The organism is Halopelagius longus, from assembly GCF_900100875.1.
GTDB classification, from domain to species: Archaea; Halobacteriota; Halobacteria; order Halobacteriales; family Haloferacaceae; genus Halopelagius; species Halopelagius longus.
This window is the reverse complement of record NZ_FNKQ01000001.1, coordinates 884,237-905,593: the sequence shown is the minus strand read 5'-3', so window position 1 is coordinate 905,593 and position 21,357 is coordinate 884,237. Positions and strand designations below refer to the sequence as shown.

At 66.3% G+C, this 21,357-nt stretch carries 25 protein-coding genes and 1 tRNA gene; 14 read left to right on the top strand and 12 right to left on the bottom strand.

Annotation, left to right across the window (positions count from 1 at the left end; genetic code table 11):
- Window positions 1-27: 27 nt before the first annotated feature.
- Window positions 28-429, bottom strand: coding sequence for a MoaD/ThiS family protein (locus tag BLS11_RS04705; RefSeq protein WP_092533667.1), 402 nt, complete (start codon window positions 427-429; stop codon window positions 28-30).
- A 262-nt stretch (window positions 430-691) separates the two neighbouring features.
- Here BLS11_RS04705 and BLS11_RS04700 point away from each other — a divergent pair, with 262 nt between their 5' ends.
- A complete protein-coding gene (locus tag BLS11_RS04700) occupies window positions 692-1,195 on the top strand; it encodes a YciE/YciF ferroxidase family protein (RefSeq protein WP_092533664.1) in 504 nt (167 codons plus the stop codon).
- A 58-nt stretch (window positions 1,196-1,253) separates the two neighbouring features.
- Here the strand turns inward: BLS11_RS04700 and BLS11_RS04695 are convergent, their stop codons facing one another.
- Both BLS11_RS04695 and BLS11_RS04690 read right to left on the bottom strand, forming a co-directional pair.
- Window positions 1,254-1,763: a hypothetical protein gene (locus BLS11_RS04695; RefSeq protein ID WP_092533661.1), complete on the bottom strand. Its 510-nt coding sequence runs from the start codon at window positions 1,761-1,763 to the stop codon at window positions 1,254-1,256.
- Window positions 1,764-1,879: 116 nt separating this feature from the next.
- Complete coding sequence (locus tag BLS11_RS04690) at window positions 1,880-2,440, bottom strand: DUF420 domain-containing protein (protein WP_092533658.1); 561 nt, start codon at window positions 2,438-2,440, stop codon at window positions 1,880-1,882.
- Window positions 2,441-2,592: 152 nt separating this feature from the next.
- Between BLS11_RS04690 and BLS11_RS04685 the strand changes: the two genes are divergently transcribed.
- The 7 genes from BLS11_RS04685 to BLS11_RS04655 all read left to right on the top strand — a co-directional run bounded on the left by BLS11_RS04685 (window position 2,593) and on the right by BLS11_RS04655 (window position 7,469).
- Window positions 2,593-2,677 (top strand) — tRNA-Leu (locus BLS11_RS04685).
- 179 nt (window positions 2,678-2,856) lie between these two features.
- Entirely contained in the window at window positions 2,857-3,378 is a 522-nt protein-coding gene (locus BLS11_RS04680; RefSeq protein WP_092533655.1) for a helix-turn-helix domain-containing protein, read from the top strand.
- Window positions 3,379-3,440: 62 nt separating this feature from the next.
- On the top strand, window positions 3,441-4,646 hold the full coding sequence (locus BLS11_RS04675; protein ID WP_092533653.1) for an alanyl-tRNA editing protein: 1,206 nt from the start codon (window positions 3,441-3,443) through the stop codon (window positions 4,644-4,646).
- A gap of 39 nt (window positions 4,647-4,685) precedes the next feature.
- Complete coding sequence (locus tag BLS11_RS04670; protein ID WP_092533651.1) at window positions 4,686-5,831, top strand: acyl-CoA dehydrogenase family protein; 1,146 nt, start codon at window positions 4,686-4,688, stop codon at window positions 5,829-5,831.
- Window positions 5,832-5,933: 102 nt separating this feature from the next.
- The gene (locus BLS11_RS04665; protein ID WP_092533649.1) at window positions 5,934-6,497 is read left to right on the top strand and encodes an HAD family hydrolase; all 564 of its coding nucleotides are present in this window, start codon (window positions 5,934-5,936) and stop codon (window positions 6,495-6,497) included.
- Window positions 6,498-6,687: 190 nt separating this feature from the next.
- A complete protein-coding gene (locus tag BLS11_RS04660) occupies window positions 6,688-7,035 on the top strand; it encodes a DUF7969 family protein (protein ID WP_092533646.1) in 348 nt (115 codons plus the stop codon).
- 68 nt (window positions 7,036-7,103) lie between these two features.
- Window positions 7,104-7,469 (top strand): hypothetical protein, encoded by a 366-nt coding sequence (locus BLS11_RS04655; RefSeq protein WP_092533643.1) that lies wholly within the window; start codon window positions 7,104-7,106, stop codon window positions 7,467-7,469.
- 30 nt (window positions 7,470-7,499) lie between these two features.
- On the opposite strand, the gene BLS11_RS04650 is transcribed toward BLS11_RS04655, so the two are convergent.
- The 3 genes from BLS11_RS04650 to BLS11_RS04640 all read right to left on the bottom strand — a co-directional run bounded on the left by BLS11_RS04650 (window position 7,500) and on the right by BLS11_RS04640 (window position 10,722).
- Window positions 7,500-8,972, bottom strand: coding sequence for an RtcB family protein (locus BLS11_RS04650; RefSeq protein ID WP_092533640.1), 1,473 nt, complete (start codon window positions 8,970-8,972; stop codon window positions 7,500-7,502).
- A 71-nt stretch (window positions 8,973-9,043) separates the two neighbouring features.
- The gene (locus BLS11_RS04645; RefSeq protein WP_092533637.1) at window positions 9,044-10,153 is read right to left on the bottom strand and encodes a DoxX family protein; all 1,110 of its coding nucleotides are present in this window, start codon (window positions 10,151-10,153) and stop codon (window positions 9,044-9,046) included.
- Window positions 10,154-10,299: 146 nt separating this feature from the next.
- Window positions 10,300-10,722 (bottom strand): archease, encoded by a 423-nt coding sequence (locus BLS11_RS04640; RefSeq protein ID WP_092533634.1) that lies wholly within the window; start codon window positions 10,720-10,722, stop codon window positions 10,300-10,302.
- A 208-nt stretch (window positions 10,723-10,930) separates the two neighbouring features.
- On the opposite strand from BLS11_RS04640, the gene BLS11_RS04635 reads away from it, so the two are divergent.
- The 3 genes from BLS11_RS04635 (at window position 10,931) to BLS11_RS04625 (ending at window position 13,654) form a co-directional block, all read left to right on the top strand.
- On the top strand, window positions 10,931-11,407 hold the full coding sequence (locus BLS11_RS04635; RefSeq protein WP_092533632.1) for a GNAT family N-acetyltransferase: 477 nt from the start codon (window positions 10,931-10,933) through the stop codon (window positions 11,405-11,407).
- Window positions 11,408-11,559: 152 nt separating this feature from the next.
- Complete coding sequence (locus tag BLS11_RS04630; RefSeq protein ID WP_092533629.1) at window positions 11,560-12,528, top strand: sugar phosphate isomerase/epimerase family protein; 969 nt, start codon at window positions 11,560-11,562, stop codon at window positions 12,526-12,528.
- Window positions 12,529-12,541: 13 nt separating this feature from the next.
- Window positions 12,542-13,654 carry a Gfo/Idh/MocA family protein gene (locus BLS11_RS04625; protein ID WP_092533626.1) on the top strand — a complete coding sequence of 371 codons (1,113 nt, stop codon included), beginning with the start codon at window positions 12,542-12,544 and terminating at the stop codon, window positions 13,652-13,654.
- 119 nt (window positions 13,655-13,773) lie between these two features.
- Here BLS11_RS04625 and BLS11_RS04620 read toward each other — a convergent pair whose 3' ends face one another.
- The 3 genes from BLS11_RS04620 to BLS11_RS04610 all read right to left on the bottom strand — a co-directional run bounded on the left by BLS11_RS04620 (window position 13,774) and on the right by BLS11_RS04610 (window position 15,586).
- Window positions 13,774-14,622, bottom strand: coding sequence for an eIF2B alpha/beta/delta subunit family protein (locus tag BLS11_RS04620; RefSeq protein ID WP_092533623.1), 849 nt, complete (start codon window positions 14,620-14,622; stop codon window positions 13,774-13,776).
- Between the two features lie 105 nt (window positions 14,623-14,727).
- Window positions 14,728-15,009: a DUF5822 domain-containing protein gene (locus tag BLS11_RS04615; RefSeq protein ID WP_092533620.1), complete on the bottom strand. Its 282-nt coding sequence runs from the start codon at window positions 15,007-15,009 to the stop codon at window positions 14,728-14,730.
- Window positions 15,010-15,076: 67 nt separating this feature from the next.
- Window positions 15,077-15,586: a type IV pilin domain-containing protein gene (locus BLS11_RS04610; RefSeq protein WP_092533617.1), complete on the bottom strand. Its 510-nt coding sequence runs from the start codon at window positions 15,584-15,586 to the stop codon at window positions 15,077-15,079.
- Window positions 15,587-15,727: 141 nt separating this feature from the next.
- Between BLS11_RS04610 and panB the strand changes: the two genes are divergently transcribed.
- Window positions 15,728-16,537 (top strand): 3-methyl-2-oxobutanoate hydroxymethyltransferase, encoded by an 810-nt coding sequence (gene panB, locus BLS11_RS04605; RefSeq protein ID WP_092533614.1) that lies wholly within the window; start codon window positions 15,728-15,730, stop codon window positions 16,535-16,537.
- 64 nt (window positions 16,538-16,601) lie between these two features.
- On the opposite strand, the gene BLS11_RS04600 is transcribed toward panB, so the two are convergent.
- The 3 genes from BLS11_RS04600 to BLS11_RS04590 all read right to left on the bottom strand — a co-directional run bounded on the left by BLS11_RS04600 (window position 16,602) and on the right by BLS11_RS04590 (window position 18,483).
- Entirely contained in the window at window positions 16,602-17,084 is a 483-nt protein-coding gene (locus tag BLS11_RS04600; protein WP_092533611.1) for a hypothetical protein, read from the bottom strand.
- Window positions 17,085-17,152: 68 nt separating this feature from the next.
- Window positions 17,153-17,605: a hypothetical protein gene (locus BLS11_RS04595; RefSeq protein ID WP_139172771.1), complete on the bottom strand. Its 453-nt coding sequence runs from the start codon at window positions 17,603-17,605 to the stop codon at window positions 17,153-17,155.
- A gap of 101 nt (window positions 17,606-17,706) precedes the next feature.
- Window positions 17,707-18,483 carry an alpha/beta fold hydrolase gene (locus BLS11_RS04590; protein WP_092533605.1) on the bottom strand — a complete coding sequence of 259 codons (777 nt, stop codon included), beginning with the start codon at window positions 18,481-18,483 and terminating at the stop codon, window positions 17,707-17,709.
- A 163-nt stretch (window positions 18,484-18,646) separates the two neighbouring features.
- Here BLS11_RS04590 and BLS11_RS04585 point away from each other — a divergent pair, with 163 nt between their 5' ends.
- Together BLS11_RS04585 and BLS11_RS04580 are read left to right on the top strand one after the other, a co-directional pair.
- Window positions 18,647-18,895: an Hsp20/alpha crystallin family protein gene (locus BLS11_RS04585; protein ID WP_092533602.1), complete on the top strand. Its 249-nt coding sequence runs from the start codon at window positions 18,647-18,649 to the stop codon at window positions 18,893-18,895.
- Window positions 18,892-21,156 carry a CDC48 family AAA ATPase gene (locus BLS11_RS04580; protein ID WP_092533599.1) on the top strand — a complete coding sequence of 755 codons (2,265 nt, stop codon included), beginning with the start codon at window positions 18,892-18,894 and terminating at the stop codon, window positions 21,154-21,156. The genes BLS11_RS04585 and BLS11_RS04580 overlap by 4 nt, the downstream gene beginning before the upstream one ends.
- Window positions 21,157-21,357 lie beyond the last annotated feature (201 nt).

The window sequence follows — 21,357 nt, the reverse complement described above, 5'->3', positions numbered from 1 at the left end:
TCGCCGCTTCTCTCGACTCCCGGTGTCCTAACAGCAGAAGATGAACGGATTGACGAGAGCGACGCGGTCGCCGTCTTCGAGTTCGGTGTCGAAGCCCCGGCGGTTCTCGTTGAACCGCCCGTTGACGAGGATGCGAGCGTACGCCCGCGTCTGTTCGCCCTCGGGGTTCGTCCGCAACGACCCGCGGACGTCGTCGCCGTCGGCGGGTGCCCATCCGGGTGCGGTCGCCTCCGCCGTCGTCTCCGCGATGAGGAGGTCGCGGACGTCGTACTCCGCGAGGAACGCGTCGAGGAAGTCCCGCAGGGTGTCGCCCGCGAAGGCGAACTCCATCCGTGGCGTCCCGAGTGCGTCGCGGACGCGGCCGGTGGCGCGCACCTCCACCGTGGTCGTCGCTCGGGCGTCCGCCGCGTTCGGTCGAGTCTGAGACATAGCCGTCGGTACGGCGGCGGGACGAATCGTCGTCGCGGCGATTCCCGCGCGGTGACACGCGACCCGGACGCGTTCGGGCCGGCGTTGACGTATCGGACGGCCGGTTCCGCGCCCCGACGTTCGCCGTCGCGGAACTGACGGCTCCGGCGACAGGTCCTCTTCGGCGACGGTGCCGCCTCTATACCAGAGTCGGGCTGACAGTCAGTATCGCGGCCGAGGCCGTTTATCGGCTTCGCGCGACCACGTTCGGACGGTGACGTCAATGACTCTCGAAACATCCCGCGACCTGTTCGTCTACAACCTGAAGGAGATGTACTACATCGAGAACCAGCTCGTCGAGATGTTGGACGAACTGGCGTCCGACACACCGGACGAGAAACTGGCGAAGGGGTTCGCCGACCACCGCGACGAGACGCGACGGCAGGTCGAGCGTCTCGAAACGGTGTTCCGGGAGATTCACGAGACGCCGGAGACGATAGAGAGCGGCGTGCTCGACGGTCTGAAGCGGGACCACGAGGAGTTCAAGCGCGAGGTTACGTCGAACGACCTCAAGACGCCGTACCACCTCGCGGCGGGCATCAAGACCGAGCGGATGGAGATAACCGGCTATCAAGGCCTCATCATGCTCGCAAACGAGATAGACTTCGACGGCGACGTGAAGGGACCCCTCAAGGAGAACTTAGACGAAGAGGAGGACACGCTCCAGACGCTGACGACGATGCAGAAGGGCTCGAACATCAAGAAAGCGATTCAGAATCTGCTGTAAGCGGTCCGGTATCGCCTCGTCGGACGCGTTCTTTTCGCGCCGCGCCGAGTCCGTCCGCCTACTGACCGGAACTGGTCGAGTTCGCCTGCTGATTTCGCTTCGCGACCTGTTCTTCGACGTCCGATATCGACACGAACGCCCGGACGTCGTCGGACTCCAGTAGCCCCAGTATCGCTCCGGCCTCGCCCTCGACTGTCACCACGCCGAACGAGTCGTACGTCTTGCCGACGGTCACGCCGTCCGTCTCTTCGAGGGTCCCGGTGAGAGAATCGACGGCATCGCTCACGTACTTCGTTTGGAGGCTGGCCATCTCCTGTTGGGCCTCCGTCTGGTTCATCTCGCCGCTTTGGACCTTCTGCCGGATGGCGGCTTGCTCCTTCCGCATCGCCTGTTGGTCCACGGAAGCGACGGCCGCGACGCCGTTACTACCACTCTGGCCGGCGTCTCCCTGAACGTTTTCTTGGGCGTCGCCTCCGAACTGGCCCGAACATCCGGCCAAGAGTATTCCGCCGCCGACACTCACGCCTTCGAGAAACCGCCTGCGGTTCTGCAGAGTCGAGTCGTCCATTGACGCGTCGAGGTGACGGGCCCGGACGAATAACGATTGGCATTCATCACTCGACTTCACACGCTGGGAGTCGGTCCGCCTCCTCGGCCCCTCGCCGCTACGACTCCGGCACTGGGTCAGTACACCGCATACAGCAACGCGTACACGACGTTTCCGAGGAAGAACGATATCAGCCACAGCGACGCCGCGACTCGGCCCACCGTGCGGTGTCGCGTCTCGTAAATCTCGCTCACGGGGCGCGTGACGGCCAAGAGAAGGACGTAGTAGACGAGGGGGATGCAGACGATGGCAAGCAGGATGTGGACGGCCAGCGTCGGCAGGTAGACGTACTGATAGACCGCTTCCGGACCGGGGAACTCCGCGGTTCCTCGCACGACGATTCTGTAGAGGTAGAGGACGAGGAAGGCGCCGAACAGGCCGACGGACGCGACCATCAGCGCCCGGTGTCTGCGGACGTTTCCCCGTCGAATCGCGCGCACGCCGAGGAGAATCGTCGCGATGGCGACGGTGCTGACGGCGGCGTTGACGTGCGGGATGGCGTCTAAGACGCCGTCGGACGCCCGCGGGAGGACCGTCTCCGGAATCGCACCGAGCACCGCCCCGAAGACGAGGGCCAGAGAGGCGACGGTCAGAAGCGCCGTCAGGCTCGGGACGTGGTCTCGAACGCTCCGTTCCATACGTTATCGGTCGCCCGCGCGGACAAAACGGTTCCCCTCTCGCGGTGACACGAAACCGGGAAATGCCCACTGCGAACGCCCGACACCCCGTCGTGGAAAGGAAACTCATATAAATTACCCCGGACAACGTGCAGTTGCACACGACACAGCGAGCGTGGGTAGCCAAGCCAGGCCAACGGCGCAGCGTTGAGGGCGCTGTCTCGTAGGAGTCCGCCGGTTCAAATCCGGTCCCACGCATCGCACGGCGGCACACCCGCCACACCGATGCAGGTGATTCCCTTCCGGGACATCACCCACGCACAATCCTTCCGACGCTACACTTCGTAGCGTCGGCTCTCCGTATTTCGTGCGACTAACGCCCGAGAGTGACGGCGCTCAGCCGCGGTTTTAAAAGCGTAGAGACGATATGAGGTGGCATGCCCAAGTACTCCACCGGAGGGGGTGGCGGCGGAGGAGACGGCGACAGTTGCGAACTCTGCGGTCGCACGTCCGGGAAACTCCGGCGCGCGAACGTCGAGGGTGCGAACTTACTCGTCTGCTCTAACTGCGCGCCGCACGACGACAACCGTCACAAGGACCAGAAGAAGTCGAGTTCGACGTCCCAAAGCGACGATAGTCCGCGGAACCGGCGCAAGCGGGCGGCCCAACGAACGGCGAAACTGTACGACCAATCGAAAGGCGACTCCTCCCACTGGGAAGAGGGGGGGACGAACTACGAGAAGGACCGCCTCCCGTACCTCGTCTCGGGGTACGGCGGCGTCGTGGAGTCGGCGCGGCAGGACGCCGGTCTGACCCCCGAGGAACTGGCCGAGGAACTCGGCGTCGAGGAGTCCGACGTCGTCGCCATCGAACAGGGTCGCGCGACGCGAACGGACGTGGGCGGGTCGGTCATCCGCGCACTCGAAGAGCGACTCGACGTGGACATCGTAGACGAGTGACCCGCCGCCGACCGCGGCCGTAACCGGGTCGTTTTTCTCCGCCGACCGTCTCACCGACACCCATGCTAACGCGTGCCCCGGCGGAACCCGGCGTCCGTCGGTTCGAAGCCGAAGTCACGAGCGTCGATGGACGGAACGTCACGCTCTCGGAGACGTACTTCTACGCCGAGAGCGGCGGCCAACCGGCCGACAGGGGAACGCTCGGCGGCGTCCCCGTGACGGACGTACAGAAGGACGAAACCGAAGAAGCGGTCGTCCACACCCTCGAAGCGGAACCCGACTTCGACGCGGGCGAGGAGGTGGCGGGCGTCGTGGACGACGACTTCCGAACGTACTGCATGCGCGCCCACACCGCCAGTCACGTCCTCTACGGCGCGGGCCGGAGACTCCTCGACGAGTTGGGGTACGGCGGGTTCGACATCGGCGAGGAGAAGGTGCGGGTGGACTTCGCCACCGCCACCGACATCGACGACGAGGTGTTGGTCGAACTCGAACGACTGACGAACCGCGCCGTCTGGGACTCCCGCGACGTGACGTGGGAGGAGGTGCCGGCCGAGGAGGCGACGGCCCGCGACGACGTGGCGTTCAACACGAAGACGGAGGAGGGCGTGATGGCCGACGCGGAAACGGTTCGACTCGTCGACGTAGACGGGTGGGACGTGGCCGCCTGCGGCGGGACCCACGTCTCGAACACGCGCGAAATCGGGCCCGTCACCGTCGTCGGCCGGTCGAACCCCGGCGAGGGACTCACCCGCGTCGAGTTCGCCGTCGGCCCCTCGGGCATCCGACGGCGCGCGAACGTCCACCGCGCCGCCCTCGACGCGGCGCGGGAACTGGGGACGGCCGTCGAGGACGTCGGTGAGGCCGCGGCCGAACTCCGCGCCGAGAAAGAGTCGGTGGAGAGCGACCTCAGGGAACTCGAATCGGACCTACTGGCCGGCCGACTCGCCGAGTTGGACGCCGTCGAACGCGACGGCGCGACGTGGCGCGTCGGCACTATCGGCGGGTTCGGACCGAACGACGTGGGCGAGGCCGCGAAAGACGCCGTGGCGGACGGCGAGGACGTGGTGGTGGCCGTCGGAGACGGAGACGCGCCCTTCGTCGTCGTCGCGGCGGCGGACGACGCCGACGCGAACGCCGGGGCCGTCGTCTCGGACCTCACGGACGAGTTCGGCGGCGGCGGGGGCGGCGGGGCCGCCTTCGCGCAGGGCGGCGGACTCGACGCCGACCCGGAGGACGTCGTCGCCCGCGTCCGCGACGGCGCATAGTCAATCATCTTTTTCCATGTGAGAAACGACCTCCGAGGCATGGCACTCGCAGACGCCGGTTCGGCGCTCACCGAGGAACAACGCGCGGTTCGCGACGTGGTTCGGGAGTTCGCAGAACGGGAGGTTCGACCCGCCGCCGCGGAGGCCGACGCCGAAGAACGGTTCCCCGAGGAGGTGTGGGACGGGCTCTCGGACCTCGACCTGACCGGGCTGACGGTCCCGGAGGCGTACGGCGGGGTCGGCGCGGACCGGACGACGTACGCCGTGGTCAACGAGGAGGTGGCGCACGGGCAACTCGCCGTCGCTACCGCCCTTTCGGTTCACTGCCTCGCCACCTCCTGCATCGCCGAGTTCGGATCCCACGACCAGAAGGAGCGGTGGCTTCCCGAGATGGCGGCCGGCCGACCGGTCGGGATGTTCGCCTTATCGGAACCGCACGCGGGGTCGAACCCCGCGGAGATGTCCACCGTCGCTCGACGGGAGGGCGACGAGTACGTCCTGAACGGCGAGAAACAGTGGATAACGAACGGCGAACGCGGCGAGGTGTGCATCGTCTTCGCGAAGACGGATCCCGACGACCCCGACTCGGTCACGCAGTTTCTCGTCCCGAAGGACGCCGGTATCGAGGTGGGGAAGAAGGAGCACAAACTCGGCCTCCGTGCGTCGGACACGACCGGACTGCTGTTCGACGACGTGCGCGTCCCCGCTGAGAACCGACTCACCGAGGAGGGTGCGGGCCTCTCCGCGGCGTTCCGCATCCTCACGGGCGGCCGAATCGGCATCGCGGCGCAGGCGGTCGGACTCGCGCAGGCGGCCCTCGACGAGGCGAAGTCGTACGCGACGGACCGAGAGCAGTTCGGCGACCCCATCGCGGAGATACAGACGATTCGGCACAAGATAGCCGACATGGCGACGGACGTCCACGCCGCGCGCCTGATGGTCCGTGAGGCGGCCAGACTCGAAGACGAAGGCGAGGACCCGCGCACCGCCGCCGCGATGGCGAAGTACGCCGCCAGCGAAACCGCCGTGGACGTGACGAACGAGGCGGTCCAGATTCACGGCGGGTACGGCTACACGACGGAGTTCGACGTAGAGCGGTTCTACCGCGACGCGAAGATAACGACCATCTACGAGGGCACCTCCGAGATACAGAAGGAGATCATCGCCCGCGGCGTCTTCGAGTGAGGCGTCGCCTCCGACGACCGCCGACCGGAGGACGCGGCATCGTCCCTCGATGATGCCCCTGCGACCGAAGCCGTCTTTCCGGTGGGGGCCCGACTCCCGTGCGTGAATCCGACGAAGACGGACCTCGACGCGTTCGACGCCGTCGTCTGGGACTTAGACGGAACGCTCGTCCACCTCGCGGTCGATTGGGACGAAGTGGCGGACGAGGTGATCGAGACGTTCGACGGTCACGGCGTGGACGCCGACGGGATGGACCTCTGGGCGATGCTCGATCTCGCCGACGAGGAGGGCATCCGCGACGAAGTCGAGGCGATAATCGCCGACCACGAACACGAGGGCGCGCGCGAGTCCGAACGACTCCCGCACGCCGACGCACTCGGCGCGAACGGCGCGGCCGAGGGCGTCTGCTCGCTCAACTGCGAGGACGCCTGCAACGTCGCACTCGACGCGCACGACCTGTCCGAACACGTCGACGCCGTCGTCGGCCGCGACTCGGTGGCGACCAGAAAACCGGACCCAAAGCCCCTGTTGGAGACGATAGACCGAATCGGCGCGGACAAGGAGTCGACCGTCTTCGTGGGCGACTCGCTCACCGACGAGAAGGCCGCCGACCGCGCGGGCGTGGAGTTCCGCTACGTCGGCGGCCGTCCGTCGTCGCTCGGGTAGTTGGCTTACAGTCGGCACGTCGTCCCCGCGCCGGCGGCGTCGTGCCGAGCAACCGCGTCTCGCCGCCGGGTCGAACTCAGCGCACGCGGCGTCTGGCCTCGCAATCGCTGATAAACGTTCGGCGCGGCGGGCGGATCGGAGACGCGCGCGGACGCGGGCGTTAAGTCTCTCTGTCTCCAATCCTCGACCGATGAGCTATCCGGTCAGTTACTACTGTCCGCACTGCGGCGCACTCGTCGAAATCGAACGCGAGGGGTACCTCGCCGATAAGTCCGTCACGCCGTACCCCCTCGTCGGGTGGGAGTACGCCGCGCCCGACGAGGAGTTCGAGGAGGCGGACGGCGTCCACTTCGTCTGCGGCGAGAGCGACGCCCCCGACTTAACGTGGACCGGAGAGCGGAGCGAAGCGGACGACGTGGAGAATCCCCACGGGGAGTCGCCGTGCGGCCGCGACTTCTACCTCTCGTTCGTCCGGTACGAGGACGGCGAGGCGGTGGAATCGGTGCCCGAGAGCGAGTACGTCGATATCGGCCTCTGATTCCTCTCGCGCCATCGGCCACTACCTGTCACGGCAGAGATATCTCCTCAGAGCGCGTATAGGTGGGTATGAGCCTCTTACAGATCGGTCTCGCAATGGACGACGCAATGTTCCTCCTCCCGTTCTTCACCCTCGTGTTCGCGGTGGTGGTACTGGCCGGCGGGATGACCTACCTCGAACACAGAAAGGAGATGGCCCTCATCGAGGCGGGCATGTACGACCCCGAGGCGGCCGACCCGCGGGCGTGGGTTCTCGGCGGCGGCCTCGTCGCCCTCGCTCTCGGCCTCGCGGACGTGACGACGACGCTGATGGCCGGCGGCGTTCCGCAGGAGGGTATCGCGGCGACGTTCCTCGGCCTCGCGGCGCTCGCGTACTACTTCTACAAGCGCCGCGCGAGCGAACGACACGCGCCCGACGCGGCGACTCGGTCCTGAGTCGTCCGTCCCCGTGTCGCTCGCCCGCGCTCAGCCCTTGATGTTGCAGACGGGGAACGTCCGAACCACCTTGTCGCCGATGCCGAGTTCGTCGGAGACGCGCACGACTTCGTCGACGTCCTTGTAGACGCCCGGCGCTTCCTCGGCCACCGTCGCGCCCGACTGGGCCTTCACGTATATCTTCTCTTGGTCGCGCAGTTCGTTCTGCACCGTCTCGCCCCAGTACTCCTGTTTCGCCTGCGTCCGACTCATCGTCCGGCCCGCGCCGTGGGCGGTAGAGCCGAACGTGAGGTTCAAGGAGTTCTCGCCGCCGCGGAGGACGTACGACCCCGCGCCCATGCTACCGGGGATGATGATGGGTTGGCCCACGTCGCGGTACGCCGAGGGGAGTTCCGGACGCCCGGCGGGGAACGCCCGCGTCGCGCCCTTCCGGTGGACGTACAGTTCCCTCTCTTCACCGTCGACGTCGTGAACCTCCTTCTTGGCGATGTTGTGCGCCACGTCGTACAGCAGGTGCATCTCCATCTCCTCCCAGTCGCGTTCGAAGACGCGTTCGAACACCTGCCGCGTGCGGTGCATGATGAGTTGGCGGTTCACCCACGCGAAGTTGATTGCGGCACACATCGCACCGTAGTACTCCTCGGCCAGTTCGGACCCGGCGGGCGCGGCGGCGAGTTCCTTGTCCGGCAGGTCCGCGAGCAAGTCGCCGTGTTCCTTCTCTATCCGCCGCAGGTAGTCCGAGCAGACCTGATGACCGAGTCCGCGCGACCCGCAGTGTACGAGGACCACTATCTGGTCGTCGAACAGACCGAAGGAGTCGGCCACCTCCTCGCGGAACACGTCTGTCACCCGCTGAACTTCGAGGAAGTGGTTTCCGGAACCGAGACTGCCGAGTTGGTTTTTGCCCCTGTCTTTCGCCTTCTGGGACACCGCACTCGGGTCGGCGTCGGGGCGCATCCCTTCGTCCTCGCAGTGGGCTAAGTCCTCCTCGACGGCCCACCCTTCTTCGAGGGCCCAGTCCATCCCGCGGGCGAGGACGCCCTCGACGGCGTCTCTATCCCCTTGGACGACGCCGCCGCCGCCCAGTCCGGAGGGGACGTTCGCAAAGAGGGCCTCGACGAGTTCCTCCTCGCGGCCCTGCACGTCGTCGTACGTGAGGTTCGTCGTCATCATCCGCACGCCGCAGTTGATGTCGTAGCCGACGCTTCCGGGCGAGATACAGCCGTTCTCGACGTCCGTCGCGCCGACGCCGCCGACGGGGAAGCCGTACCCTTGGTGGCCGTCGGGCATGCAGATGGCGTGTTTCGCGATGCCCGGGAGGTGCGTCGCGTTCCGCAGTTGCTGGAGCGTCTTGTCGCCTCCTATCTGTTCGAGGAGTTTCTCGCTCGCGAGCACCCGCGCCGGAACGCGCATGTCGCCCTCGCGGGGAATCTCCCACACGTAGTCGCGAACGCGTTCGAGGCGGATGCCGTCGAACTCTCGCACGTCGGCGTCGTCTGTCATACTCGGCTAGTCGGCCGGGCGCCACGAAAGGATTCCGTCACGTGGTTCGCCCCGAGACAGTCTGTCACGCGTCAGTTCGCCGCCCTCGCGTCGACGGACCGGTCGCGCCGCGCGGCCCAGTACTGCAACCACTCGTCCACCGAGAACGGTCCGGCCCCCGTCACGAGGAGCGCCGAGACGAGGCCGAAGAGCGAGACGTGCGCCAACACGGGGTCGTCCGGGAGGCCGAACAGCGTCGTCGTAAAGAGGAGGAAGGCGGTCAGAGACGCCGCGCGGGTGAACGCGCCGACGATGAGGAGCACGCCGACGAGCGCTTCGGTCAGTCCCGCGCCGACGACCCACAGTTCGGCCGAGACGGGGACGACGGCGGTGAGGTTGTACTTCGCGACGACCGAGAGCGCCTCGCCGGGGTTCATCAGTTTCTGTGCGACGCCGAGGTAGACGAACGAGATTCCGACGCCGACGCGGAGGGCGAGGGGGACGAGCGACGCGAACGGTTGCACGCGCTCGACGAACGGCACCGCGATTGCGCGGTAGAACGGGTCAACCTTCGAGTACAGCGTCCGGTCGTCCGCTGCCATCCGCGAGACGACGTGGTCGGCGCTCGGACGCCCGCCGCCCAACAGGGCGATGGCGATGAACCCCGGCACGTACTCGAACGCGAGCATCAGCGCCGGTTCGAATGCGAACCCGACGAGGTAGAACCCGAGGCCGACGGTGGCGACGATGCGCGTGCCGAACCCGAACAGAAGCAGGAATCCGACGGTGATGCCGAACAGGCGCACGAACGTCGGGTCCGCGGGGTGGACGACGGGCGAGAAGAAGTACCCCGAAAAGCCCGCGCCGACGAGCGGAATCCCGACGCTCAGGCGGAGGAGCCACGGCAACAGGTCCCGGTAGCTCTCTATCGTCTCGCGGAACACCGCCACGTCCCGTCGCGCCGGGCGGACGGCGAGGTAGCCGCCGATGAGGGCGACGACGAACGCCGCGCCGCCGAGGAGGACGGCGACGTTGAACGGGTCCGAGAGCGCCTCGGCGAGGAATTCGACGACGGCCACGGGGTCGCTGCCGGGCGTAACGTACTTGACGTGCGCACTCGCGCGCCCGGCGAACGCGACGAGAGCGAGCGAACAGACGAGGGCGACGGCCCCCGCGCGACCAACGGCCGGTCGGAGTCTCATACGAGATAGTTACGGCCCGGCTGTCGTAAAGGCTCTCGAATGAGACGCCGCTTCGTCGTTCGGTCGGACGACGCGTCCATCTCGTCGGGTCGTCGTCCCGCCGGTCGTCACGCTCGAAGCGGCGAGTCTCCCCGGAACCGGCGCGGTCACACGTCGAAGACGACGTACGCGCGCCATCCGTCGGCCGTCTCTTCGAGGGACATCTCGGAGTAGGTGACGGCTTTTATCTCTCTGGCGTCCACCGCCGAGAGCGGGACGCCCCGCGCCGACCCGTCGAGAACCCACTCGCCGTCGCCCTCCTCGGGGGCGCGAACCTCGGCGTCGTTGTCCACGGGGAGGACGCCGCGCACGTCACGTTCGTAGATGAGTTGGTCGAGGTAGTCGAAGAGAAGCGCCTCCGCACCCTCCGCGCGCACCTCGATTCCGAACCGCTCGCCGCCGGTCGGGGGGACGGCGTCGCACCCGGCGGCGGCGAGTCCGTCGGCGACGGCGGCGAACGCCCCGGAGAGGTCCGACGCCGTCGCCTCGACGGCCACGTCGGCCGTGTGTTCCCGGAGTTCGAAGCTCATGCGGAGGACTCTCCGCCGCCGCCGCCCTGTGTCTTCCGGTCCGCCTCGACTCCCGGCGTCGTGGCCCCGCGTCGTCACCCTGAACCCGCCGTCGGACCCGTCGGCACCGGTGTCGCCGCGGGTTCGACGAAGCGGTACAAAACGCTCGCGGCCGCGAACCGTCCGGAACGACGGTGGAGTTATATTTGTGACCCCACTACCCGTGGGCGTGAGTGTCAACGTCGAAAAGCGGGTAGACGGGCCGGGGTCCGACGAGTACGCCGAGCAGGCGTGGGAGTTGAAAGAGCGGATTCGCAGCGACGAGGGCGTCCTCAAGCAGCGACGGCGGTTCTTCGTGGACGCCTACCGTCGCTCGAAGACGCACCTCCTCTTTCTCGACGAAGACCTCATCGCGTTCGCCTCCGCGCGGCGAGACGGCTACATCCTCTTTCTCGCCGTCGCACCCGAGGCGCGCGGCGAGGGACTCGGAAAGCGCCTCGTCGCCGAGGTGGCCAACGACCACGGGTCCGTCTCCTGTCACGCCCGAGCGACGAACGAGGAAGCGCTGGCGTTCTACGAACACATCGGATTCGAAATCGAACGCCGGATAGAGAACTACTACGAGGACGGCGGCGACGCCTACTACCTCCGCCTCGGGGAGAAATCGGGGCTCCGAGAGAAGTTTTCGGACTTGTTCCGGCGCTGAACGACCTCCCACGCTCGACCCCGACCCCCGATTCAACCGCTCGAACGCCCGTCTACCCACTCACCCTCTCTCTTCGGCCGCCCTCTCCGAACATCTAATACTTGCTACTAGTCTCCTGCACTTTTATTCAAACGCTCCCTGTACGTCGGAGTATGTACGTCGGCGTACTCACCGTTCCGCTCGGTGGCGAATCGCTCTCCGACGCCCTGTCGTATCTGGACGACATCGGCGTCGACGGCGTCGAACTCGGCGTCGGAGGACACCCAGGACAGGCCCACGTCGACCGGCAGGAGATGCTGGACGACGAGGACGCGCAGGACGAACTGCACGAGACGCTCTCGGAACACGACATGCAGGTCAGCGCCCTCGCGACGCACAACAACCCGCTTCACCCCGACGACGACACCGCGGAGGAGGCGGACACGGAACTGCGCGAGGCGGTCGAACTCGCCGCGCAGTTGGACGTAAACACCGTCACCTGCTTCTCCGGCCTCCCGGCGGGCGGCCCGAACGACGAGGTGCCGAACTGGATTACGGCCCCGTGGCCGACCGAACACGCCGACGCCCACGAGTACCAGTGGGAGGTGGCCGTCGAGTACTGGTCCGAACTCGCGGAGTTCGCCGACGAACGGGGCGTCGATATCGCCATCGAGATGCACCCGAACATGCTCGTCTACGAACCGACGGGGATGCTCGAACTGCGGGAGGCGACCAACGAGCGAATCGGCGCGAACTTCGACCCCTCGCACCTCTACTGGCAGGGAATCAGCGTCACGGACGCCATCCGGTTCCTCGGCGAACGCGACGCCATCCACCACTTCCACGCGAAGGACACGAAGGTGTACGAGCCGAAGTCCCGCATCAAGGGCGTCCTCGACACCACCGAATACACGGACGAACCCGAGCGCTCGTGGCTGTTCCGCTCCATCGGCTACGGCCACGACGAGGGTCACTGGAAGGACGTGGTGTCCACCCTCCGGATGGTCGGCTACGAAGGCGCCCTCTCTATCGAACACGAGGACTCGCTTACCTCCTCGACGGAGGGCTTAGAGAAGGCCGTGGACGTGCTCGACCGCGCCGTCTTCGAGACGCAACCGGGCGACGCCTACTGGGCGGAGTGAGGAGGTTCCAAAGATGACACTCGACATCGGAATGCTGGGGTACCGCTTCATGGGACAGGCGCACTCGAACGCGCTGGCGCGACTGCCGATGTTCTTCCCGGACGCGCCGGAGGTGAACCGACACACCCTCGTCGGGCGCGACGAGGAGGCACTCGCCGACGCCGCCGACCGGTTCGGCTTCGAACACACCGCGACGGACTGGGAGGACGTAATCGACGATGTGGACGTGTTCTACAACCTCGGCCCGAACCACCTCCACGCCGAACCCTCGATAGCCGCCCTCGAAGCGGACGTGCCGGTGCTCTGCGAGAAACCGCTCGCGCCGACGCTCGACGAGGCGGAACCGATGCGCGACGCCGCGGCGGACGCGGACGTGCCCGCCGGATGCGCGTTCAACTATCGGTTCGTCCCCGCCATCCAGTACGCGAAGGGTCTCGTCGAGGACGGCGAACTCGGCGATATTCACCACGTCCGCGGGCGCTACCTGCAGGACTGGCTCGTCGACCCCGAGGCCCCGTGGGCGTGGCGGATGGACAAGGATCTGGCCGGAAGCGGCGCGCTGGGCGACTTGGGCGCGCACACGGTGGACCTCGTGCGCTTCCTCGTCGGCGACGCCGCGGGCGACATCGAACGCGTCAGCGGCCACCTCCAGACGTTCGTCGAGGAACGCCCCGTTCCCGACTCCGACGAGACGAAACCCGTCACCGTCGACGACGCCTACACCGCCCAAGCGGAGTTCGAGAACGGCGCGATAGGCACCTTGGAGGCTTCGCGGTTCGCAAACGGGCACAAGAACGACCACACGATAGAGATTCAGGGCTCCGAGGGGAGCCTGAAGTTCTCCTTGGAACGCCTGAACGAACTGGAGTACAAGAGCGCCGACTCCCGCGGGTACGAGACGATTCTGGTCACCGACGAGTCCGACCCCTACGTCGAGCACTGGTGGCCGCCGGGTCACGTCATCGGGTGGGAGCACACGTTCGTCCACGAGAACTACGAGTTCCTCTCTGCGGTCGCGGAGGGCGGCGAGTTCCACCCGTCGTTCGAGGACGCCTACGAGGTCCAAGAAGTCCTCGACGCCATAGAGCGGTCGGACGAAACCGGCGAGTGGATCGCTCTCGACTGAGTTCGAGAGCGACGTTCACGAGACAGTTTCCAGAAACTGGCGAGTGGGTCACGCTCGGCTGAGGCCGAGTAACAGTCCGTAAAGCCGTTTTTTCTGCGACGAGGAGTCGGAGAGCGGCGTCAGTTCGGTTCGACGGCGGAGTCGGTGACGACTTCGTCGACGAGTTCCATCGGCGTGGCGTCGTAGGCGGGGTTCTCGATGACGACGTCTTCGAGGGGTTCCAGCGACACCTCGGACGGCGAGCGGTGTTCGTTCTCGAAGGCGAACCCGTCGTCGACTATCTTCGCGCCGGACCCGACGACGACGACGGGGATGCCGAGTCGGTTCGCCGTCGCGGCGATGGGGAACGTGCCGACGCGGTTGTACAGCGTCTCGTCGACGATGCAGTCCATCCCGATGACGACGCGGTCGCACTCCTCTAAGACCATCCCGACGGCGCTGTCGACGAGCAGGTGCGTTTCGACCCGATCGATGGCGGCGAGCGTTCGGGCGGTCTTCCGGCCGAGGAACCGCGGGCGCGCCTCGCTCACGTACGCGGTCAGATGCTTGCCGTCGGCGGCCGCGAGTTCGATGGCCTCCAGCACCGTCGAGGAGTAGTCGTGCGTGAGGAACACGTCGCCGTCCTCGAACATCTCGACGGCGTTCTCGGCGGCGCGGGACTTCCCGTGGTCGACGTCCTCGACGACGCGTTCGATTATCTCCTCCGTGAGCGACTTCGACTCCTCGACGGAGTCGGCGCGACCGACGACGTTCCGGAGGATGCCCTGTATCGCGTTGTACAGCGAGGCGTGGGAGGGGTTCGCCCGCCGGAGTGCGCTGGCGTTTCGCTCCAAGTCGCGTTCGAAGTCTTCGACCGTCGCGTGGTCGCGGTCGAGAAGTTCCCGCAACGACCGGGCGGCCTTGATGGCGACGACCGAGGAACTGTGCGTCTGCATCTCCTTGATTTCCTCTATCGTCTCGTCTATCATTACGTAGACCTCACCGAGACGCGTCAAAGTCCTTCCGGGAAGGAGGAGTCGTCGCTCGGCGGACGCCGTCGCGCCGCCGGAACTCGCGGTCGGTACCGCCCTCGCTCAGTCGCCGTCCGCGCCTAACTCGACCTCGTCGGGGTCGGCGCCGCCGTCGCCCGCGTCCGTTCGCTTCGCGTACGCGAAGACGCCGACGGCGGTGAGGAACCAGACGATAGCCCCCACTCTGACGGCGAAACTGACGCGCGCCTCCCACGTCGGAAGCGTCACGCCAGTCGAGAGAACCGCGACGATGGGCGCGCCGACGAGGATGGTGACGACGAACGTCGTCTGCATCACCCACCCGTAGTCGACCCCCTCGGGGTTCGACCGTTCGACCGGTTGCACGGTCGATGGTTAGACGGCGGAGGCTAATGCGTGCCGGTTCGTCGCGAAGAGTCGAACCGCGGGGCGGTCAACACTCGGGACTCCTGGACGTGGGGGCGTGCGGAATCGTCACCTCGCGGAGAATCGCCGACGTGTCGTCCGGGTGTTCGACGACGACGTAGTACGTCTGGCCGGCCTCGCAGATGGCGTCGAGGACGCCGTCGCTCCCGCGCCCGTCGATGTGGACGTGGCCGCCGGGCGAGACGGTCGATTCGCCCGTCCAGATGCTCTCCCAGGCGATTTCGTTCCCCGACTCGTCGCGGACGTAGACGATGGACCCGTCCGCCACGTCGCCGGCGACGTGGGAGATGTTGACGTACGCGCCGTTACCGCCGTTTCCCGCGCCGTCGGCGACGTACTCCGTCTCGAAGGCGACTTGCGGCGTCGGTTCTCGGAGGGCGTCGGCTAACTCGTACGCCATCATCGCGAAGGTGACCGCGAGGAGGGCGGCGACGACGAACAGCAACGCCGCGCCGACGACGGGCGAGACGCCGCGGTTCCGACGGAAGGGAGGAGTGGAGGGACCAATCGAAGGCATCGTGTCCTCCGTACTCTGTCAGCGAAAGTAAAACTACTGTATTCGAGACTGTATGGTTATTTGAACTTTGGGTCGACGGCCGCGGCCGCCCGAACGGCCGACAACGAGCGATTTAACGCGGTGCCGACACACGAAGCGGGTATGACGACGGTACGTGACGTCCGCGAGAAGGCGGGGACAGAGCCGATAACGATGCTGACCGCGTACGACGCGACGACGGCGGAGATCGTGGACGAGGCGGGCATCGACGTCGTCCTCGTGGGAGACAGCATGGGGAACACCGCACTGGGGTACGACACGACGCTCCCCGTGACCGTCGAAGAAGTCGCATCGCGGACGGCGGCCGTCGCGCGGGCGACGACGGACGCCCTCGTCGTCGCCGACATGCCGTTTCTCTCCGTCGGCGTCGACGAAGCAGAGAGCATCGAGCACTGCGGACGGATGCTCAAGGAGGCGCGCGCCGACGCGGTGAAACTGGAGTCCGGCCCCCACACCGTCGAGTTGACCGAACGACTCGTCGAACTCGGCATCCCGGTGATGGCCCACCTCGGCCTGACGCCCCAACGGATGAAGGAGACGGGGTACGGCCGGCAGGGGACGAACCGCGACGAGGCGCACGAGATTCTCGACTTGGCGCGGCAACACGAACAGGCCGGCGCGTTCTCCCTCGTCCTGGAACACGTCCCGTCGAACCTCGCCGAACAGGTGACCCAAGCGCTCTCGATTTCGACCGTCGGCATCGGCGCGGGCGCGGAGTGCGACGGGCAGGTGCTGGTCGTGGACGACGTACTCGGCCTCAGCGACCGATCGCCGCCGTTCGCAAAGCAGTTCGGAAACGTGCGCGAGGAGATGGCTGACGCCGTCTCGTCGTACCGCGAGGCGGTCGAAGCCGGCGAATTCCCCGCGGAGGAACACGGCCACGTGCAGGAGGAGTTGGAGGACCTGTACTAGGCCCTCACCTTTTTCGAGAGGGTCTTCGCTTCGCTCGTTCGCGGTGAGTGCGCTCGCTACCGTCTCAGCACGGAGATACGTCGTCTCCGTCGAGACGCCGAGTCCCTTCAGCGGTGACGAGGTAGCGGGCGTTCGACCTCGCGTCCGCTTCGACCTGCTCCGTCGAGTACCAGAACGGATGCGTAACCTCGACGACGACGCCCTCGGCGGTTCGGTCGGTGACCGTCGCGTCTTTCTCTTGGCCGACGTACGAGGTGAGTCCCCACCCTTCGACGCAGGACGCGTTCTCGAACGCTTCGGTGATGTGGGTCTCTTCGGCGGTGAGAGCGCGTTCCCTCGCTTCCTCGTTCGAGAGAACGGACGGCGATACCGTCGTCAGCTCCGAGGTAGCGGATGGTGAGTGCGTCGTACTCGTAGTGGTGTTTAGGGCGTCGGAATCTCCTGCGCTGTCGTCGGTGGACGACGTACCGAGACAACCGCCCGTTCCGAAGGCGACGGCGATACCGGCGAGGCGGAGAACGTCTCTTCGAGAGCGAGTGGGGGACACGGCTCGGAGTGTCTCGTCGCGCGGTAAACCCTTTCTGCTACTCTCTCTCGCGCTCCCGCCACACTCGGTTAGCCCGCTTCGCTACCAGCTGCACCGCTCCGTAATCGCCTCACTACCGTTCCCACGACGAACCCGCCCGTCCCGACGATGCAGGCGGCGACGGCGGCGAACGCGATGCTCAAGACGACCAACTCCGCCATCGGGCCGGCGAATCCCATCGGACGGGAGAGCGGAACGAGGTACACTACCACGACGACGAAACTCACGCCGACGCAGTTCAACAACCCGAACCCGTAGTATCTCATCAGTGCGACGGCCGATATCGCGACGAAGAGTACCACCCACAAGTACCGAGGGAGGAGTCCGAACGGAGACGCCGTTCCAATTTCGAGGACGAGTTCGGTTATCGGTCGCTGAGCGAGTCGGAAGAGGACAGCGACGACAATCGTGATTCCCACGAGTCGGTGGACGTACTTCTCGTTGACCTCGTACAGCCACTCGGGGACGCGGCGTCTCACCACGATGAGAGACTCGAACAGGTACTTGTAGTTCTTTTGAGGAGTGCAGATTCGCGTACCGCCGCTCGGGCGAGACACCGTTTCTCTCGACCGATTCCGCTCCGTCAGTCCACCCGCCGGTCCAAAAACTCCGTCAGGGCGGCGTTGAACGCGGTGGGTTCTTCGAGCATCGCCAGATGGGCGGCGTCCTCGACGACGGCGAGTTCGCAGTCCGGCAGTTCGCGGACGAAGTACTCGTGGTACGACCGGGGGGTGAGTTTGTCGTGTTCGCCGACGAGGGCCAGCGTCGGAACCTCGACGTCGTCCAGTTTCCCGCGCACGTCGAACCCGTGGCACGTCAGGAAGTCCCGTTCGGTGACCGCCTGTCCCACCCCGAACATCGCCTCGCGGGACTGTTCGACGTACTTCTCGGAGGCGTCGTGGAACAGCCGGTCGGGTTCGTGGAGGAACTCGACCGCACGCTCGAAGTCGTCGCCGAGCCACGCGAGTAGGTCGTCCAACACCGATAGTTTCGCGCCCGCGCCCGCGAGGACGAGGGCGTCGGGCGACGCCTCGCGTTGGAGGACGGCGGTGAGTGCGACTGCGCCGCCCAGCGAGTTCCCGACGAAGACGCTCGCGCCCGTCTCCTCCGAGACCGCCAGCACGTCGTCGACGTACGCCGAGAGCGTTTCGTACCCCGGTTCGGCGTTCGCGTCGTCGCTCTCGCCGTGCCCGCTCAGATCCAGCGTCACGACCGGATACTCGTCTGCGATTCGCAGTTGCGACTTCCAGACGTCCTTCGTCCCGCCGCTTCCGTGGACGAACAGAACCGTCGGCCCGTCCCCACCGCGGTCCGCCGTCCGGTAGACCGTCTCTCGCCCGTGGTGTGTGACCGACTCCATACCCGAAGTTCGCTCCGTCGGCGTATAAACCCACCTCCGGTCCCACCCACTGAACCAGTGTGAACCGCAATTCAACTCACTCACCCGAACCCCGACGCCGTACCGCGATTAGTGGGCGACAGGTTTAAATACTCGCGGACCTAACTTGGAGTTAGGAACCAACATGGACACGCAACAGTTCGCCGGCGGAAACGAGCGTTTCATCCGCCGCTACGAGTACGACGACAGTTGGGTTATCGCCGCCGACACGGGTCTCCCCGAGGAAGACCTGAGCGTCGATATCGTGGGCGCGACGGCCATCGTAGTCGTCGAATCGGGCGACAGAGTTACCGAAACGGAACTCGAACTCCCCGGAGAGGATGCATCGGTCGAGACGAACAACGGCGTACTCACGATAACCGTTCAAAAATGAAACTCATCGTTAAACCGCTGAAGCAGAAGGACGCCGGTCGAGGACTCGCGGCCATCGACCGCGAGGCGGCCGAGTCGCTCGGTCTCGAGGGCGGAGACTACATCCGCATCGAGAACGACGACGGCACGGCCATCGCTCGCGTCTGGCCCGGCTACCCCGAGGACCGGGGAACCGGCGTCATCCGCATCGACGGCCGACTCCGCCAGCAGGCGGGCGTCGGCATCGACGACCGCGTGGAGGTGGAGAAAGCCGACGTCAAGCCCGCAAAGCGGGTCTCTATCGCCCTCCCGCAGAACCTCCGCATCGGCGGCAACGTCGGGACGTACATCCGGGACAAGCTCTCCGGACAGCCCGTCACGAAGGGTCAGAGCCTCCAGCTTCCGCTGGGCTTCGGCTTCATGACCTCCTCGAACCAGACGGTCCCCGTCCGCGTCGCCTCCACGCAACCGCAGGGGACGGTCGTCATCACCGACTCGACCGAGGTCCAGATAAGCCAGAAACCCGCCGAGGAGATCCGCGAAACCGGCGGCGGCGGCACCGGCGAGGGTCCCTCCGTCGCGTACGAGGACATCGGCGGCCTCGACAGGGAACTCGAACAGGTCCGGGAGATGATCGAACTCCCGATGCGGCACCCGGAACTGTTCAAGCGCCTCGGCATCCAACCGCCGCAGGGCGTCCTCCTCCACGGTCCGCCGGGCACCGGGAAGACGCTCATCGCCAAGGCGGTGGCCAACGAGATAGACGCCTCGTTCCACACCATCTCGGGCCCCGAGATAATGTCGAAGTACTACGGGGAGTCCGAAGAGCAACTCCGCGAGATATTCGAGGAGGCCGAGGAGAACGCCCCGGCCATCGTCTTCATCGACGAGATAGACTCCATCGCGCCCAAGCGCGGTGAAGCGGGCGGCGACGTGGAACGTCGCGTCGTCGCGCAACTGCTCTCGCTGATGGACGGCCTCGACGAACGCGGCGAAGTGGTCGTCATCGGGGCGACCAACCGCGTCGACGCCATCGACCCCGCCCTGCGCCGCGGCGGCCGCTTCGACCGCGAGATCGAGATCGGCGTCCCCGACCGCGACGGCCGCAAGGAGATCCTGCAGGTCCACACGCGGAACATGCCGCTCACCGAGGACGTCGACATCGACGCGTACGCCGACAACACGCACGGCTTCGTCGGTGCCGACTTGGAGAGTCTCGCCAAGGAGGCGGCGATGACGGCGCTGCGCCGCATCCGCCCGCAACTCGACCTCGAAGCCGAGGAGATAGACGCCGAAGTGCTGGAGTCGCTCGAAGTCCGCCCCGACGACTTCAAGGAGGCGATGAAGGGCATCGAGCCCTCCGCCCTCCGCGAGGTGTTCGTCGAAGTCCCCGACGTGACGTGGGAGGACGTCGGCGGCCTCGAGGACACGAAAGAGCGCCTCCGCGAGACCATCCAGTGGCCCCTCGAGTACCCCGAGGTGTTCGAGGCCATGGACATGCAGTCCGCGAAGGGCGTCATGCTCTACGGCCCGCCGGGCACCGGGAAGACCCTGCTCGCGAAGGCCGTCGCGAACGAGGCCGACTCGAACTTCATCTCCGTGAAGGGCCCCGAACTCCTCAACAAGTTCGTCGGGGAGTCCGAGAAGGGCGTCCGCGAGGTGTTCTCGAAGGCCCGCGAGAACGCCCCCACGGTGGTGTTCTTCGACGAGATAGACTCCATCGCGACCGAACGCGGGCAGAACACCGGCGACTCGGGCGTCTCCGAACGCGTCGTCTCGCAACTCTTGACCGAACTCGACGGCCTCGAAGCCCTCGAGGACGTGGTCGTCATCGCCACGTCGAACCGTCCGGACCTCATCGACTCGGCCCTCCTGCGGCCGGGCCGCCTCGACAGGCACGTCCACGTGCCCGTCCCGGACGAGGACGCGCGCCGCGCCATCTTCGACGTGCACACCCAGCAGAAACCGTTGGCCGACGACGTGGACTTAGACGAACTCGCGGAACGCACCGAGGGCTACGTCGGCGCCGACATCGAAGCGGTCTGCCGCGAGGCGTCGATGGCCGCGAGTCGGGAGTTCATCCACAGCGTCTCGCCCGAGGAAGTCGCCGAGTCCGTCGGCAACGTCCGCGTGACGATGGAGCACTTCGAGGACGCTCTCGGCGAAGTCGGCCCGAGCGTCACCCAAGAGGTGCGCGAACGCTACGAGGAGATAGAGGAACGGTTCCAGACGAGCGACGTCGAACCGACCTCCGAGACGGAAGTCAGCCGCACGTTCCAGTAATCGGCCGATTGCGGTCACGTAAATCCCCGTTTTCACCCCTTTGGGCTCTTCTCTCTCCGTTCTCTCGCTTCCGTTTCCCACTCGTCTCTCCCTCGCCTCCCCCCTCCTGGGGAGCCAACACGATGGGTTTTTATCACTCACGTCGACTACGTAGAGGTACGTCTTCTCGCGAGCGGGCACGAACAACCAGTTGAGAGTTTA